We start from the raw sequence: 16,443 nt of genomic DNA, 5'->3' as shown, positions 1-16,443 counted from the left end.
TATCAAGGTTTTCATCGTTTTCGGGGATGTCTATTGCATGATAATCAACATGAAAAATAATTGAGTTAGGGTGTAGAAAATAAATTTCGTATTAATTGCTGTCGTTAATCACCGTATTACCTATACCCGTATTGATGTTGTATTTTGAATTTTTCTGAGTCACAACTTGAATAACCGAATTATTGGTACTTGGTTGATTAAACGCCCCAGGTTCAGGTTCAATCTCTGGTTCACCTGCAAAGGGTAATCCTTTCGGCTCAGTTTCACCACCTGCATAGTATGCCAGGATAAAGTTATCAGCCTGCTCAAAATTGAGAATGGGATGCTGGCGATCGCCTGTTCTTCTCGGTACGACTTCACGCGCATACATGGCTAAATCTGCAACCCGCACATAACCATCTTTTTGCGAAGCACCTTTACCTGCTAAGGCTTCAATTAATGCCAATGTAAAAGCACTGTAGGGTCTACCTGCGAAAGATTTTTCATCTGCTTGGGAGGAAGCGATCGCTACTCGTCCTTTTCCTTCATTAAACAAAGCTTGCGCCTCTGGTGGAAGGGGTGCTTTTTGTGCTTCATAGCCTAACTTTGATGTATCTCCTAAGCCACCAGCATGGCAACAATCAAGTAAGACTAACAGCTTTTTGGCAGAAATCGCCTGTAGCTTGGCGATAAATTCTGTACCACTAATCGCTGTTTTATGCAGTTTGGTTTGGTCATAGCCAAAAGGCATTAAGTAATACGCTTCTCCTATAGGGCTATTGACTTGATAGCCATGCCCAGAAAAATAGACTATTACCGTAGCATCAGGTGTAGTTGATTTAGCTAATTGGTCTAAAGCGGTAAGAATTCCCTCTCGGTTTGCCTGTTCTTTAGTCAACAAATGCACCTGTTCCGGTGGATAGGCGCAGCGTTCCGCGTCTTTGAGAATATTGGCAAGACCGACAGCATCATCTACGGTGTTGGGTAAATCACCACCAACCCCAACAATACAGGCATGACCTTGGCTAAAGAGTGCGTTCACTTTTGGGTATGTATTAGGTCGTATGGCTATAATTTAGCACCTATTTTTAGGTATGAAAATTAGGCATTTTGATATTCTAAAAATTCTATTTTTATCATTGGTCATTTTGATGATAATAGTTTTGTTTTACCAGCACACACAATTAAACTCACTTCACAGTCACACAGGTAGCTCATAAAGCCGATGAATTAAGCTCATAGCGTCATTAGCAGCAATTCACAGTATTAGCAATTGATGGGTTAGTTTTTGTCTTTTGGCACAAATTAGCCAATAAAGTTGAAAAAGCCTAAAATATTTTTAACTCAGTAATTAAGGATCAGAAATAGTGTGGCTAATCAAGATCATCTCAGTGAAATTCTTGATCGCATCCTGAAGGGTAATCAAACTGAGGCGGATATTGACCAACTGCGGCGATCGCTCAAAATAGTTGAGGGTGTATTGCAGTTAGTATCTCAAAATGGCAAATTTAACACTAACATTGGGAAAATAACTGGGGGAGATATTCACCTGGGTGATCGCATTTACCAAGGTGCTGATGCGGAAGTTATCAAAGAAGCGTTGCGTTTGGTTCTGCAAGAAACACCAAACGCCGAACGTCCCCGCACTGAGAAACTGTTGTTAACAATTGTGAAAGATGAAGTTGTTGCCAGAATCAAGCAATCTTTGCACAATGCAGTATTGATCAATGTAGGAAAAGAAGCCCAGCCAGAACAAGTAAAGCGTCCTTGGAGTTCTGATATCAAAATAGGGGATAAACCTAGCGAACCAATTCCTGATGACAGAAGTATTTTAGAAGTTTTTGACCAAGAGGAAATTGCAGGTAAATTGTTAATTTTGGGGAATCCTGGTGCTGGCAAAACTACTACAATGCTAGATTTAGCGAAAGCTTTAATTGCAAGGGCAGAAAAAAATGCTGATTATCCAATTCCAGTGCTGTTTAACCTCTCGAATTGGAAGGATGATAAGCAGTCAATACGTGAGTGGTTAGTTGCAGAACTTAAATCGAAATATGGGGTGCGGAAAGATATAGCTGTAAACTGGCTAGATGATACGAAGTTGCTGCCGATGCTCGATGGGCTGGATGAATTGGAATCAACACGTCAAGAACTTTGTGTGCAGAAGATTAATGAATTTTTGCAAAGCGAATGGCGATCGCAATATTTGGTAGTGTGTAGTCGTCTAGAAGAATATGAAACAGTTGTGCGAAGCAAATGGCAACAAGACAATCAGCAAGAGTCAGAAGAAATATCACTGAGGCAGGAGATACGCTTACATCTGAATGCAGCGATTCGCCTACAACCTCTTACAAATGAACAAATTCAAACATATTTAGCGAGCCTAAAGCAGAGAGAAATCTGGGAAACGCTTTTACTAGATTCAGAACTATTAAAGTTGGTAAGAACACCTCTATTTTTGTCTGTTTTAGCATTTATTTCGTTGGAAAATACACTGTCTCTTCAACATTGGAAAACACTCACTTCGACCAAAGCACGTCTAGAATACCTCTTTGATGCTTACTGGGAAGCTGTTATGACAAGAGAGCTTGTAACTCCCCAAATGGAGTTGCAAGGATTTAAAAGTCGCACTTATCGAAGAAAAAATCCCCCTAGTAGAAGGCAAACTCGCAAATGGTTGGTATTTTTGGCACAACAGTTACAGAGAGAATCACAAACAGAATTTTTTATAGAGGAAATGCAGCCTCAAATTATTGCCAAAAAAATTTATCAATGGCAATATTGGTTTCTACTTTTCACTTTTTCTGTAGTTTGCACAGGAATAATTGTGACAACGAGTTTGCTTCCTTATTTTCAACCACCTAGTAGTTTAGGTATTTTCTGGCTGGTTCTAGTTTTAGGTTTAATTCCTGGTTTTATCTTGGCAACAGAGTCTAAACCAGACGGTTCAAGACTAATTCTTTACCCTTTTGTGACACTATTTTGTTGGCTGTTTAAAGCTGATATACCAAGAGAGTTTAGACAAAATATACCTATAATGCACAAAATTTATCTTTCCCATAGATTACGTATAAGAATACCTTCGTTTCAGGAATTAGAAAATCATGTTTTATTTCCATTAAGATCAACTTTTTCAGTTTTTACATTAATTTACTTGATGCCAATAATAATATTTATACACCCGTTACATATATTAATAGGAGAAATTACTTATGGTTTAGGATTTAAGAAAATTGGTTTTTTACTAATAAAAAACTTTAAAAAAGTAACTCGTAATACAAACTTAGTAGAAAAGCAAATTATTAAATATGATTTACCTTATCAACACTATCATCATCTATTATTATTAACTTTTCAATATCTCAATATAATCAGAAATAAAAATAGACTTGTATCAAATTTAATTCGTGTTCCCGGAGTTTTCATCTCGACATTAGCCTGCATATTTATAATGCCATTTTTATTGATATATGTATGTTTATTCGCTACCATAGAAAACTCAAATAAACCCAATCAAGGTTTTTATGAGCAATTGAACACTGCATTAATAATTGCTATTGTTCAAACTTTTTACATTTTATTTTTAACGTATTTTCATATTAAAACAACAATATTATTTCAAACGATTTCTCTGATTCTTTGTTGTTCATTAGGGTTTAGTTGCTTGTCTATAATCAAGCATCTTTCACTTCGTACTATTCTCTGGTTCCAGAGATACATCCCTTGGAACTATGCCTGTTTTCTCGACTACTGCACCGAACGCCTTTTACTTCAGCGCGTTGGTGGACATTATCGCTTTATTCACAAATTGTTGCAAGAGCATTTTGCAGTAATGTCCTTAGAAAAATAGCTTCTGGCTTGAAAGAAATGAGAAACTCTTTACAAAAGATTCGTACTAAACTGTTTTAACTGACTGGACGCACGACACGAATTAGTTTTCCTTTCAAACATTCCTCTGATGTTACAGCCTCATTTATTCGCGCTGCAAACTGCTCCCAATTACGATTGTTAGTACAAACAATAATGCCGCAGTGATTATCATTACGACGATGTAACCTGATAAAATCATCTCTATTAATAGTCAATACCGAACGTTCTTGACTGATGGCAAATGCCGGCACTTCTTCATCAGGTATACTTTGTCCCGCTTTTCCTGCTTCTTGAACTGTCAAAACATCATGTCCCAAAGTGCGTAATAGTTCTACAACTGGAAATGGAAATTGCTCGTCTGCGTAAAATAGTGCCGTTGACTAGGCTACCTCATTACGCCTAATTGCCAATTCGATTTCATCAGGATGGGCTTCTGCATACACCCAAGCATTAGCTAAATCCGTAGCTGTAATGCTGGGATAACTCGTCAAGAGGTCAGCATCACTGTATCCAAGATGACGAGCTTCCATAAGTACCCAAACGGGGATACGAGTTTTCGCAATGCGTGCTTCTCCACCACAGACTCCAGGCGTTTTCTCAATTCCTTGCCAACTCCTACTAAGGCTTTGAGCAAGCAACTGTATAGCCTGCACTTTTTCATCAGGGCTGAGGGCAAGAAGTTGTTTTTCTAACTCTTTGAGTGTCACAGATATTATCCTTTGATAATCTTGTCAGGCTACATTTACAATTTTATATTTCACCCAAGAGTTAACCGCGATTTTTGAGCCAACTACTAATCTATTGTTCATAATTATTAAATGACGAATCATAAACAGATCCAAGAAACTCTCCATCGAGTTGAGAATGGACAGCAAACTGATGAAGACATATCATTTTTGCGTCAGTTACTTTTGGCTGGCGATCGCCAAATCGTATCGCAACTAGGTAAATACAATGTCAATATTGGTGAAGGTAGAGACATCCATATAGGCGATCGCATCTACCAAACCTGGGATGAACCAGCAATCCAAGCTTTAATTGAATTTATCAAGAATCAGTTTGATTCCATCCCTCTTCTTCCCAAAGAGTTGCCACAAAAAGAGTACATACACTTGAAAAATTTGTTGGCTTCAGGAAGATGGAGAGAAGCGAATGATACAACTAAAATTATTATTCTGAAGACAGTCAACAGAGAACAAGAGGGCTGGCTAACCGACGACGAAATTCAAAATTTTCCCTGTCAAGTTCTCCAAATTATTGATCGCCTGTGGTTGCAATACAGCAATCAACGTTTTGGGTTTAGCATACAGAAGCGAATTTTCAATGAATGCGAAAAAAATCCACAAGCATTTGGCGATCGCGTTGGCTGGCGCATACAGGAAACTTGGATTTCCTCTAGCCAAGTTTTTTTTGACCATAGCCATGCACCAGAAGGTCATCTCCCTTGGGGAATCATGCAAGTTGTGACAATGGACAATGCAGCTTTAAATGCTTTTGTTTATGGACTGCGAAACGTCACAAAAACGATTGTACAAGAGGATTGGCAAAAACAACTTCTGGCTGATTTTATGGCATTTAGCGGATTTCTGACAGGTGACAATGTTGATAAAGAGGAGTTTAGGAGAAATTTGGAATACGAACTCTCTCACGATCAAGCATGGTGGGAAGGAGAAAGGCTAGAAGAGTTAAAAGTCCGCAAACTGTTTTCGTTACTGACTGCGTGTCTCAATCTATAAAGTTGTTTTGCCATCATCATAATTCAGCACATAAGAGTATTCAATGACACCTGATAAACACCTCCAGAAAATTCTGAATCGGGTTGAACAGGGACAACAAACCGATGAAGATATATCATTTTTACGTCAGAAACTTTTGACTGGCGATCGCCAAATCGTATCACAACTAGGTAAATACAACGTCAACATTGGTGAAGGTAGAGACATTCATATAGGCGATAGCATCTACCAAACCTGGGATGAACAAGCAATCAAAGCTTTAATTCAAGCCATTCAAAAAGTAACTTGGCGATGTGTCGCTAGTTTAACAGAGAATGATTACACTCAAGTTGAAAGTCAATCCACTAGCATTCCAATTATAGATAAACTAGCCAAAAATTTAACTGATTTTTCTCAACAATCTGTGATGCGTTATGGATTAAAACTCGCTTTTAGTCCTCATCAAGAATCTTTTATTAGTAGTGGCAATCAAGTTATTAAACGTTGGCAGACACACACACGAGAAATAATACAAGAAATTTCTGTTCCCTTTTCTGCAACAGGCATTTTTGATTTATGGTTTACATCTGTAGCCATTAGTCCAGATGCTCAATTAATTGCTGCTTGTAAAGCTTATCAAATATACATTTGGCGTTTAGGTTTATTAAATCCGTTTCATACATTTGGTAAAACTCTTTTAAGTAATTTTTTAGATGTTTTCGGGTTTGATTCAGTAGCTTTTAGTCCTGATAGTAAAATATTAGCCGCTAATGATAATCAAGATATTAAATTGTGGGATGTAGAAAGTGGCAAAGAAATTGCTAAATTATCTGGGCATTCTGATAAAGTAACCTGTGTTGCTTTTAATCCAAAAAACGGAAGAATTCTTGCTAGTTGTAGCTACGATAAAACTATCAAACTATGGGATATAGATAGTAAAAGATGTTTAGGTACACTTACAGCACATAGAGACGCTATTTATACGCTAACATTTAGCCCAGATGGAGAAATATTGGCTAGTGGCAGCAATGACAATAAGATTAAACTTTGGTATTTAAACACTGGAGAAACCCCTCAGACTCTCCAACAACATTCAGATGCCGTTACTTGCCTTGTATTTAGTCCAGACGGTAAAACTTTATTCAGTGGCAGTAATGACGAAACGATTGTAGAGTGGAAAATTACTGAAAATGAATTACAAATTTTTCCTGAACGACATCGCAGAGGTGTGACATCTATTGCATTTAGCCCAGATGGAGAAACACTAATTAGCGGAGGTAGAGATCAGACCATTAAAGTTTGGCAACGATAAAATCAGGTTATGTTTACAACAGTTATAGAAAGAAGTTACTTAGTTGCGATCGCCATCTCAACCCAAATAAAAATTGACTGCTGAACCATAATCAAAATGACCACCCCTGAAGAACTCAACGCCATACTTGAGCGCATCGTCAAAAAACAGCAGACTGAGGCTGATATAACAGTTCTGCGACAATCGCTTAGTGGTAGTGGTCAAATTGTCTCTCAGCAAGGGAAATATGCAGTCAACCTGGGACAAGGACAGAATATTCACGTAGGCGATCGCACTTATTACGGCGCAGATGCAGAATTAATTCGAGAAATAATTCGGTCTCTCCTTGAGGAACTAAAAACCACTGGTCAATTTGCTGCATATAAAGAACAGAACCAGCAATCTGTTGATGAACTGGTGCAACAAGTGCGATCGCGCATTCATGATGATATTCAGCGATTACATAGCACAATGCCGCTATGGGGTGTAGATCGCTGGGTTCCTTTAGGTGATTTGTTTGTAGATGTGAACATCCTAGAGGAATTGAGTAGTAGTCGTAGATCAGAACTCGATGACCTGTGGCAAGATTTTACAACTGGGATAGAGAGGTATTCAGGCGATCGCAGTTTGGATCGCATTGGCTTGTGTAGAGAGCGACAAAGAGTTTCAGGACTAGAGGTACTGGCGAAAAATACGAATCTCATGGTGGTGGGTAAACCAGGTTCAGGAAAGACCACTTATTTGCAACGAATAGTTACCGAGTGCAACACTGGCAATTTACAAGCGCACCGAATCCCAGCTTTGATTAAATTGCGCGAATTTGTAGACGATGGACGTAAGTTTGCCTATTCGCTGGAGCGTTATTTTGAGCAGTCCTGGCAGTTATCAAATACAGAAATTAAATTAATTTTCCATCAAGGTCGAGCATTGGTTTTGCTTGATGGTTTAGATGAAGTAACAGGAGAAGATGCTAAGAACATCACCAAGCAAATTAAGCAGTTTGCTCGTTCTTATCCACAGATTCAGGTAATTATCACTTGTCGGACGCAAAGCCAAGAATCGCGGTTTGAACGGTTTGACTATGTAGAAATAGCAGATTTTAATGAAGCTCAGGTGCGATCGTTTGCAGAGCATTGGTTTAAGGCAGTTATTGGAGATGCTTCAGCAGGACTAGCGCGATCACAGGAGTTTATAAATCAGCTTTTTCTGGAGGCGAATCAAGCGATTCGGGATTTAGCGATTACACCAATTTTGCTGAGTTTGACCTGTGCCGTGTTTCACCAAACTGGCAAGTTCTACTCAAAGCGTTCCAAGCTTTATGAGGAAGGCTTTGAGCTAATACTAGAGCAGTGGGACAAGTCACGGGAGATTGAGCGAGATGAGATTTACCGAGATTCATCGCCAGAACGAAAGCTGGAGTTACTTAGCTATCTAGCAGTGAAAAAGTTTGAGCAGCCGCAGTATGTTTTGTTTGAGCAGGCAGAAATTGAGGGTTACATAGCAGAGTTTTTGGAAATTGGGCTGCGAGATAGTCGAGCAGTTTTGAAGGCGATCGCTTCTCAGCATGGGTTGTTAATTGAGCGAAGTCAAAAGATTTGGTCGTTTTCGCACCTGACATTTCAAGAATATTTGGTCGCAAAGTGGTTTGTTAACAAGACTGCTTGGGTGAGTTTAGTTAAATATATTACTTTTCAACATTGGCAGGAAGTTTTTTTAATGTCAACAGAGATGACTACCGATGCCAGTGAAATAATAAAACTTATGAAGATGAATATTGACAGAAGTGTGGCACTAGATGAAGAAATACAAGATTGTCTTGATTGGATAAACACTAAATCTCAATTAATCAGAAGTGAATATAGATATTCATCTCTTAGATGCTTTTATATGGATGTTATATTGGTCTTTAATGATGAAATGTCTGCTGATATAAGTTGGGACAAAAGATACACTCTTAATCTTCTTCATCTATTATCTATTGACATTGCTCTTGAATATGAAAATGATAAAACTCTTCTTTTTGTTCTGGAATTTATTATAGATTTTATTTGTTTTACTCATGGATTGGATTATGATTTTATGACTCAAAATTTATGGTTTGATCTGACTTTATCTTTCAACTCTGATTTTAAAGATGAGATAGCTATTGTAATTGGCTCTAGTCTTAGTAGCGGCCCGTATGTATTCAAGGACATTATTGAATTCATAGAAAGCTTTACAATTGATGATATTAATTCATTACTCTTACAAGAGTTACAACTGCTGAGAGTTAAACTACCTAGCCACAAAAATCAAAGTTTTTTGAATAATAATTATGAATATTATGTTGAACAGTTTGATCACTGGTTTGAACAAAATAGTAAATACTTTATAAAAAAATTAAAAAACATACTAATCAAACATCGAAATATTGGTCATATTTGGAATTTTAGAGATAAACAACAGGAACTCATTCAAAAATATTATGTTGCAAATAAATTATTAGCAGCTTGCTTGAATAATGGGTGTAAAATAAGTAGTGATGTAAGACGACAAATAGAAAACACATTATTACTACCGATCGCTGAAATCGAAAAACGCAAACTTGAAACAGCCGAATAGAGCGTTCATCTCATAATTTGTATGAATTTTAGGCTACATCATCAGAGATAAATTTAGGAATTTGATTGTAAACTTCTGAATTTTCCTCAAGGGATTGACGTAAATCATATTGTGTTTGTAAATTTAACCAAAACTGGGCATTGTTGCCAAAATAGTGGGATAGACGCAAAGCTGTATCTGCTGTAATACTGCGCTTTCCAGATAAAATTTCGCTAATTCGTGTCTGAGCTACACCTATATCTTTGCTTAATCGATAAGCTGTGATGTTCAACGGTTCTAAAAATTCAAGTTGTAGGATTTCGCCTGGATGAATGTTTGGCAAACGGTTGTTATTCATTATGATATTTATACTTAGTGGTAATCGACTATTTCAACTTCCGAAGCATTGTTTTCATCTATCCAAACAAAGCAAATCCGCCATTGATCATTAACCGAATATGACTGACGTAAACCCCGACATCACTGGAAATATTACGATCGCACTCCTACCCCAAGACAATGGACAGTATATTTGTCAGTTATCATCGTCTTTGAGCGATTCTCCTAGAGAAAATATACAATGCTACGGTCAAACCAAAGAACACGCGATCGCGATCGCCTTAGAACAACTAGCCGATGAGTATCGCAAAATAGCAGAAGAACGACAAAATATAGCTTGGGACACCGTGGAGCGATCGGACTCTGGAGAGCCAATTACTAACCATTACCATGTAATTCTGCACTACGAGCGCATTGCAGAGGAAGAATCGAAATTTGAGGCAATGCACAATACCATTATGGGAAATACGGTAGTGGAGAATGCTAATATCACCGTGATTGAGGTTGATCCAGATATACCAATTGAGCCATTAACGCGCTCGTGGGATTGAAATCAACGAAATATAACGGTTTTTTAAGACTTTAGTGCTATTGCGATCGCCAAAGTTTGGCCATAGTTGATCACCCTAATAGAGATATTTCCTTTGGGTACTTTACCTTTAGGTGTCTTGGTGTACATATTTAATTTTTTTAGTCAATTATAGTACATATGTTCTCTGCACCCAATTTACACCCAAAATAACCTAAAGTATCCCAAACGATTATTGATTTATGGTGCTTATGTACTATAAACCAACTATTAAATAAAAACAAAAAAACCTTGTGATATGAGGCTTACAAGGGTTTTGAGGTTTAAGCGGGCGGCGGGAATCGAACCCGCATTAATAGCTTGGAAGGCTATAGTTTTACCACTAAACTACGCCCGCAAAATCGCAACTATATTAGTTTAACACGACTGCATTAATAATTCAAGTATTTAATTAGCGGTTTGAGGCTTGATATCAACCCATATATAACAATTGCTTAGGTCTAGTGGTGTACCATCCTGATTTTTAGCTGGGATACAACTGTCATTTTTAAATAGATCGTTGACGATTTGCTCGTATACACCCTTTTCACTTTGCAATTCACCAGGAAGCTCTAAAACTTGCGCTTGTTGGAAGCTGCCATTTTGATCAATGATTAAACTGACTAATAATTTTGCCGGTTGTAGTGTGGAGTTGCTTGGGAGATAGCTGGAGCTATTGTCTAGAGATTTTGTCGCGTTTCCTTGGTACACAGCAAAAACACTGGGAATATCTCGGTTTCTAATCAGACCTTGCTGTATAAGTTGACGCGCTTCATTATCATCTATGGAAAGTACGCCTGCGATCAATCCACCACTGTTAGCAGGGGGTGAATTTTCCGCAGTGGGGTTATTAGTGGTTTCTGGGTTAGATGATGAGTTATTTTCATTAGAATTACTAGCGGTTTCTCCATTGGGAGTAGGTGGAGTATCTACGTTATTAGAATCACTGGTAGATTCTCCATTAGCAGGGAAATTTTGCTCACCAACATTACCGTTCGTTGCTTCATTGGGAGAGGATGGAGATTCCTGAGAGGAGTTGTTGACTGGTTCTTCCTCTTGAGTGCGTGGTGTTGTACCGTCTACTGCTTCTGATTTAGCAATCTGTTCTGGCGTAACAGGAGGAGTATCTGATGGTAATGGTGTGCCTTTACCTAATTCTATGTCTTCGCGACGTTCCCAAGGGCGATCGCCTGATGGAACTATAGGGGGAGTCGGGGTTGGTGTTGGCTGTGTCGCTTCTGGTGTTGGAGTTGGGGTTGGGGTTGGTTGTGTCGCTTCTGGTGTTGGTGTTGGGGTTGGTGTCGATTCTCTTGGAGGAGACTTTTCCTGAGCCAATATTTGTGTCTCAGATGGAGACTCATTTTGATTGTTATTTTGCTGAACACCACTATCTAAATTGACACTCTGCTCATCTTGGGTTGTGGATTTGGGTGCTACTGTTGTCTTGCTTGTTGATGGCTGAGGTGCAACTTCTATCAACTCTACAGGAACAATATCTTGGCTTTGTTGAGGAAACCAAGGACGAAATCCATTTGGCGATCGCATTAGCCAAAACACCAGCAAATGCAAGGACAATGAACCTATAGCTACAGCTATCCACAAACCAGGCGGATCTTCATGTCGCCGCCCAAATTTGGCTGCTATGGGGGTTTTATCTGCAACTTTTCCAGTCATGTTGCATCGGGAACTAAATGAAATTCCATGCTTTGGCTCACAGTCAAGTCAAATTCTTATATTTTAACGATTGACTGTTACTTCTGGTGTCACCATAAAGGTCAAAACTGTTTCATCAACTCCTTTGAGCTTCAATGGACTACCTTTAGTAATTTCTTCGTCTTGTAAATAATCAGCAACCGCCGCCGACACCAAAATCGTACCGGGAACAGCAGCAGCTTGCAATCTAGCTGCAATATTGACACTTGGCCCAATTGCAGTATAGTCTGCCCTTTCGGCACTCCCAAACATTCCTACAACGGCTGTACCCTGGTGAATTCCACAGCGAAACTGTACGCCACTGCCATGTTCAGCATCAAATATGCCTTGACTTTGCCATTTTTGGTTTAATTTTATCAATGACTTTTGCATAGCTCTAGCTGTATTCACGGCTCGACGCACCTGTTCATTAGGAGTGAGTTCTTCTGGCGCACCATACAAAGCTAAAATCGCATCTCCCATAAATTTATCTACTGTACCACCGTTATCAAATACCCCTTTGGTCATGGCTTCTAAATATTCATTCAGCAATTCAGCCACGCGTCGGGATCTGAGGGTGTTGGCTAACTGGGTAAACCCAACAATGTCGCTAAATAACACTGTAATTAACCGTGGTTCTGGGCGTAAATCTAAGCTTAAAGCACCCGCCGCCGCTTTGGAAACCAAAGTAGGCGGTAAAAATCGTTTGAGTACAGATTCTGTCAAATAAGTGTTTAACTCCAAAACCCGTCTCTCGTTTTCTTTCAAGGCTAGAAGATTGCGAACCTCTGCTAGAAGTTCCCGATCATTGAATGGTTTTGCTAAATAAGCATCAGCTCCATATTCTGTCCCTTCGATGCGGGTTTCTTCGTCAACTTTGGCTGTGAGTAAGATAATAGGTGTGCCTTTGAGTGTTTCCTCACTGCGAATCATCCGAATCATTTCTAATCCCGTCACCATTGGCATCATTAAGTCGGTGACAATTAAGTTAGGATGAATTGCTTGAGCTTTACCAAAGCCTTCATAACCATTGCGCGCGGTTTGAACTTGATAGCCACTACGCCGCAGGATATCAGACACATAGGTTCGCAGATCCGCGTTATCGTCTACTACGAGAATAGAGTATTGGGAGCGATCGCTTGCTGTTCCTTGGGTGTTTTCTCTTAGGTTGGGTTGCGCTTCTACAGATATAGACACATCTAAGTCTAACGTTGTATCTGTGTTGAGTTCTACCAGTTCTAAATCGGCTAATTCTACACTAGCTCGACTGGTATTCACTTCTACACGGGTTTCTGATATTTGCTGTTGGGGTAAATGAGCATTACCAGCTACCAACAAGAGGCTAAAGGTAGTACCTTGACCATACACTGACTCAACTGTAACTGCACCACCGTGTAATTCTACTAATTCTTTAACTAAGGCTAAACCCAGTCCACTACCTTCATAAGAGCGATTTTCTGAACCTTCAGCTTGACGGAATCGCTCAAATAAATGGGGAATCTGCTCTTGAGCGATACCAATACCTGTATCCTGTACCTGTAATAAGCAACGATTGCCAACATTTTTGAGGGTAACTTTGATTGTCCCGCCTTCAGGAGTAAATTTCATGGCATTTGACAGTAGGTTGTAAACTACTTTGTCAAATTTTTCCATATCTAAATAGACGGTGGGACATTCACTAAAATCAGTCGCTAGCTGTAGGGATTTTTTCTCACAGTAGGGACGGAATGATTCCACAATTTGACTGACAAACTCCACTAAGTCGCTGGGACGAAAACTCGGCTGCATCCTCCCAGCGTCTAAGCGTTGTAAGTCTAGTAACTGGTTAACTAATCTGAGTAAGCGTCGGGAGTTTCGTAAAGCGATCGCACTTTGATCATAGGATAATCCCTCCCCGGTGCTGACTGCCGACTCTAACGGCCCTTGAATTAAGGTGATGGGTGTACGGAATTCGTGGGAAATATTCTGGAAAAACTCGGTTTTTTGTTTATCTAGCTGTAATAGGCGTTCTGCTTGCTCACGGGTTTTCTGATAGAGGCGTGACTGCTGTACTGCGATCGCCGCTTGATCGGCTACAGTTTTGGCTAACTCAATATCCGATGATAACCAGCGTCTAGCTTTGCTTCCTTCTCTTAAGGTAATACTACCGATACATTTATCATCAGCTACTAAAGGTACCACCATCAGCGATCGGGCTGGCCGTTTTCCTGGTAAATCAAAGCCTTGAATTTCTGAGCCATAATTATTCAAGTCATCAATCACCACAGGCTCATGTGTCTTGATGATTTCTTGCAAAATCGGATTATCCCCAATCGGTACTTGCGATTCCGCCAATCCGGGGATATTTAATTGATAATTGCCACTATATTCTTTATCAGAGACAGCCAGGGAATGATTCTCTAGAGGACGGGAGCTATCATACAACCCCACATACTGCACATACTCATCTTCTTCTGCCCATAAAGATAAAACACAACCGTCTACTTGCAAAGCCTGTCCTAATTGCTGCGTAATCGCCGCAAAAATATCTTGGGGATTGAGACTAGAGCGAATTGCCGTAGTAACTGTATTAATTAAAGCTTCTCGTTTAGCTAAGGCGCGTACTTGCTCATAAGCATAAGCTTGTGATAGAGCCAAAGCAGCTTGATCCGCCACCATCAACACTAATTGCACCTCATCTGCTTCCCAAATTCGCCCTTGGTGACACTGGTGCAATGCTAGCACCGCCATCAATTGCTGTTGCCACAAAAGGGGTACAACTAAGCTAGAGGAGATATGTGCCTCCTCAAAGGCTTCTGCTCTATTTTGCAATTCAGGTGTACCACCGTAAATTCTCTCATCTCCCTCAACATCATTAATTACCTGTACTTCACGGGTTTCCCAAACCGTTTGGGCTAGTACGGAGGCGGGGGTGGGATGATTGATGGGTGCTGTGCTGTCTTCTTGATTAACCTCTGCTGAAGCCGCTTTTTGATAAATAAACCCTTCATCGACTAATTGTTCATCTTGGAAGGGACGCAATAGACAAACATCCACCTCCAACATCTGCCCAACTGTATCAACGATCGCTTGTAAAATTTGGCGATAATCTAAAGCACTGCGAATTGTATTGGTAATGGTATTCAGCAGCGATTCTTGGCGTAGGGTGCGGGTTAATTCACGAGTCCGCGCCTTGAGAACATTGTGAGTATCTAAAGCTTGACGAACTACTCCCTTGAGTTCTTCTGCTTCCCAGGGTTTTGTAACATATTTAAATACTTTACCAGCATTAATCGCTTCCACTAAGTCTTCGACATCAGTGTAGCCAGTTAAAATAATCCGAATAATATCTGGATATTGCGTTGCCGTGAGGCTTAAGAATTCCGTCCCACTCATAATCGGCATACGCTGATCAGAGATGATGACTGCAACCTCTCCCTCTTGTGCCAGCAGATCCAGTGCCGCAGGGCCAGATGTTGCCCTTAGCACCTTGTACTCGCGATAGAAGGTGCGGTAGAGCAAGTCAAGGTTGTCTGGTTCATCATCAACAACCAAAATTTTAGGCTTACTGTTTACTTGGGATTTCATGCACCGCTTTCCTGCTGTAACGGCAGTGGGATAAAGGACAATCTAATTCAGATAAGAATGTTTATGAGTCAGTCGTAGACAGAACATTGTAACCAAATACGGTGATGTGGCTACAAGACTGCATATTATGGAACTATTCATAATTCATCAATCTCAATGGCTGGTAATAACTGCCATCGACATTGGAGCAGTGCAGTTAGTTTCATTATTAGTGATTTTTTTACAGATTCTATATTGACTGGTCAAATATTGCCTCACCTCCAGTATTTACCATCTAAATCCTCTATGCAGTCATCTCGCTCAGGTTAAGAAACTCGATTAAACTACACTCTCAGTTTTCCCGTTGTGACAGTTGCACTAACACTTTCAAGTAAATTTTATTTGTACCAATTATTTGGCAATCAGTAAAATTACTAGCTTAGTTGAAACAAAAAGTATATCGTTAGACTAATATATCGCGTCTATATGGCTTTGAGGAAATTTAGTCTGAAAGTGGTCTTAGTGGCAAGATATACGGGGAAAGTGACTTATTCATCAAGAACCCCAGTCTCTAGTTCATTGGTATGGTGTTGATCATGTTGGCAACCATAATTAATGTGCTAAATTATTATATTCTTACTGAGTTAATTTTTTATCTTTGCAATTTTTCATAGTTTGCCAAGTCTGTAAGGGCTATAAATCAAACTATGTTCATGAATGTTGAAATGATGTTGTGGTAAGGGTTAGTCATCTGATTTTTTGGCGTAGCGGCTACGCTTAGGGTTATAGACTACTATATTCTGGCGTTAGCCCACTCTACAAGTCCCATTGACTATCCTGACTTTCACGGATAAGTCAGCTTCTAC

Annotated in this window: 11 protein-coding genes and 1 tRNA gene; 5 read left to right on the top strand and 7 right to left on the bottom strand. The window is 39.6% G+C overall.

All coding sequences use genetic code 11. The features are described 5' to 3' along the window. Positions 1 to 91: 91 nt before the first annotated feature. The gene (locus ACQFX9_RS17645) at positions 92 to 1,021 is read right to left on the bottom strand and encodes a caspase family protein (RefSeq protein ID WP_427157318.1); all 930 of its coding nucleotides are present in this window, start codon (positions 1,019 to 1,021) and stop codon (positions 92 to 94) included. A 327-nt stretch (positions 1,022 to 1,348) separates the two neighbouring features. Here ACQFX9_RS17645 and ACQFX9_RS17640 point away from each other — a divergent pair, with 327 nt between their 5' ends. Then, entirely contained in the window at positions 1,349 to 3,826 is a 2,478-nt protein-coding gene (locus ACQFX9_RS17640; protein WP_427157317.1) for an NACHT domain-containing protein, read from the top strand. 55 nt (positions 3,827 to 3,881) lie between these two features. On the opposite strand, the gene ACQFX9_RS17635 is transcribed toward ACQFX9_RS17640, so the two are convergent. After that, positions 3,882 to 4,163 carry a DUF5615 family PIN-like protein gene (locus tag ACQFX9_RS17635; protein WP_427157316.1) on the bottom strand — a complete coding sequence of 94 codons (282 nt, stop codon included), beginning with the start codon at positions 4,161 to 4,163 and terminating at the stop codon, positions 3,882 to 3,884. Between the two features lie 63 nt (positions 4,164 to 4,226). Next, a complete protein-coding gene (locus ACQFX9_RS17630; RefSeq protein ID WP_427157314.1) occupies positions 4,227 to 4,553 on the bottom strand; it encodes a DUF433 domain-containing protein in 327 nt (108 codons plus the stop codon). Between the two features lie 111 nt (positions 4,554 to 4,664). On the opposite strand from ACQFX9_RS17630, the gene ACQFX9_RS17625 reads away from it, so the two are divergent. The 3 genes from ACQFX9_RS17625 to ACQFX9_RS17615 all read left to right on the top strand — a co-directional run bounded on the left by ACQFX9_RS17625 (position 4,665) and on the right by ACQFX9_RS17615 (position 9,453). After that, the gene (locus ACQFX9_RS17625; RefSeq protein WP_427157312.1) at positions 4,665 to 5,582 is read left to right on the top strand and encodes a GUN4 domain-containing protein; all 918 of its coding nucleotides are present in this window, start codon (positions 4,665 to 4,667) and stop codon (positions 5,580 to 5,582) included. Positions 5,583 to 5,625: 43 nt separating this feature from the next. Next, the gene (locus ACQFX9_RS17620) at positions 5,626 to 6,873 is read left to right on the top strand and encodes a hypothetical protein (protein WP_427157310.1); all 1,248 of its coding nucleotides are present in this window, start codon (positions 5,626 to 5,628) and stop codon (positions 6,871 to 6,873) included. A 96-nt stretch (positions 6,874 to 6,969) separates the two neighbouring features. Further along, positions 6,970 to 9,453 carry an NACHT C-terminal helical domain 2-containing protein gene (locus ACQFX9_RS17615; protein WP_427157309.1) on the top strand — a complete coding sequence of 828 codons (2,484 nt, stop codon included), beginning with the start codon at positions 6,970 to 6,972 and terminating at the stop codon, positions 9,451 to 9,453. A 28-nt stretch (positions 9,454 to 9,481) separates the two neighbouring features. Here the strand turns inward: ACQFX9_RS17615 and ACQFX9_RS17610 are convergent, their stop codons facing one another. After that, on the bottom strand, positions 9,482 to 9,790 hold the full coding sequence (locus ACQFX9_RS17610; RefSeq protein ID WP_427157306.1) for a HigA family addiction module antitoxin: 309 nt from the start codon (positions 9,788 to 9,790) through the stop codon (positions 9,482 to 9,484). A gap of 100 nt (positions 9,791 to 9,890) precedes the next feature. Here ACQFX9_RS17610 and ACQFX9_RS17605 point away from each other — a divergent pair, with 100 nt between their 5' ends. Beyond that, entirely contained in the window at positions 9,891 to 10,322 is a 432-nt protein-coding gene (locus tag ACQFX9_RS17605) for a hypothetical protein (protein WP_427157304.1), read from the top strand. Between the two features lie 304 nt (positions 10,323 to 10,626). On the opposite strand, the gene ACQFX9_RS17600 is transcribed toward ACQFX9_RS17605, so the two are convergent. The 3 genes from ACQFX9_RS17600 to ACQFX9_RS17590 all read right to left on the bottom strand — a co-directional run bounded on the left by ACQFX9_RS17600 (position 10,627) and on the right by ACQFX9_RS17590 (position 15,598). Beyond that, positions 10,627 to 10,697, bottom strand: a tRNA-Gly gene (locus ACQFX9_RS17600). A gap of 50 nt (positions 10,698 to 10,747) precedes the next feature. Beyond that, complete coding sequence (locus tag ACQFX9_RS17595; RefSeq protein ID WP_427157303.1) at positions 10,748 to 12,013, bottom strand: hypothetical protein; 1,266 nt, start codon at positions 12,011 to 12,013, stop codon at positions 10,748 to 10,750. Positions 12,014 to 12,076: 63 nt separating this feature from the next. Next, the gene (locus ACQFX9_RS17590) at positions 12,077 to 15,598 is read right to left on the bottom strand and encodes a response regulator (protein WP_427157300.1); all 3,522 of its coding nucleotides are present in this window, start codon (positions 15,596 to 15,598) and stop codon (positions 12,077 to 12,079) included. Between the last annotated feature and the right edge of the window lie 845 nt (positions 15,599 to 16,443).

It is taken from the genome of Aliinostoc sp. HNIBRCY26, assembly GCF_050235535.1.
GTDB lineage: Bacteria > Cyanobacteriota > Cyanobacteriia > Cyanobacteriales > Nostocaceae > Trichormus.
Note: the sequence above shows the minus strand (reverse complement) of the source record. Positions and strands in the feature narration are given on the sequence as shown.

Bases quoted from the DNA above. Each gene is read 5' to 3' on its own strand.
- ACQFX9_RS17605 (WP_427157304.1), top strand. From the start codon at position 9,891: ATGACTGACGTAAACCCCGACATCACTGGAAATATTACGATCGCACTC.
- ACQFX9_RS17610 (WP_427157306.1), bottom strand. From the start codon at position 9,790: ATGAATAACAACCGTTTGCCAAACATTCATCCAGGCGAAATCCTACAA.
- ACQFX9_RS17615 (WP_427157309.1), top strand. From the start codon at position 6,970: ATGACCACCCCTGAAGAACTCAACGCCATACTTGAGCGCATCGTCAAA.
- ACQFX9_RS17625 (WP_427157312.1), top strand. From the start codon at position 4,665: ATGACGAATCATAAACAGATCCAAGAAACTCTCCATCGAGTTGAGAAT.
- ACQFX9_RS17595 (WP_427157303.1), bottom strand. From the start codon at position 12,013: ATGACTGGAAAAGTTGCAGATAAAACCCCCATAGCAGCCAAATTTGGG.
- ACQFX9_RS17620 (WP_427157310.1), top strand. From the start codon at position 5,626: ATGACACCTGATAAACACCTCCAGAAAATTCTGAATCGGGTTGAACAG.
- ACQFX9_RS17590 (WP_427157300.1), bottom strand. From the start codon at position 15,598: ATGAAATCCCAAGTAAACAGTAAGCCTAAAATTTTGGTTGTTGATGAT.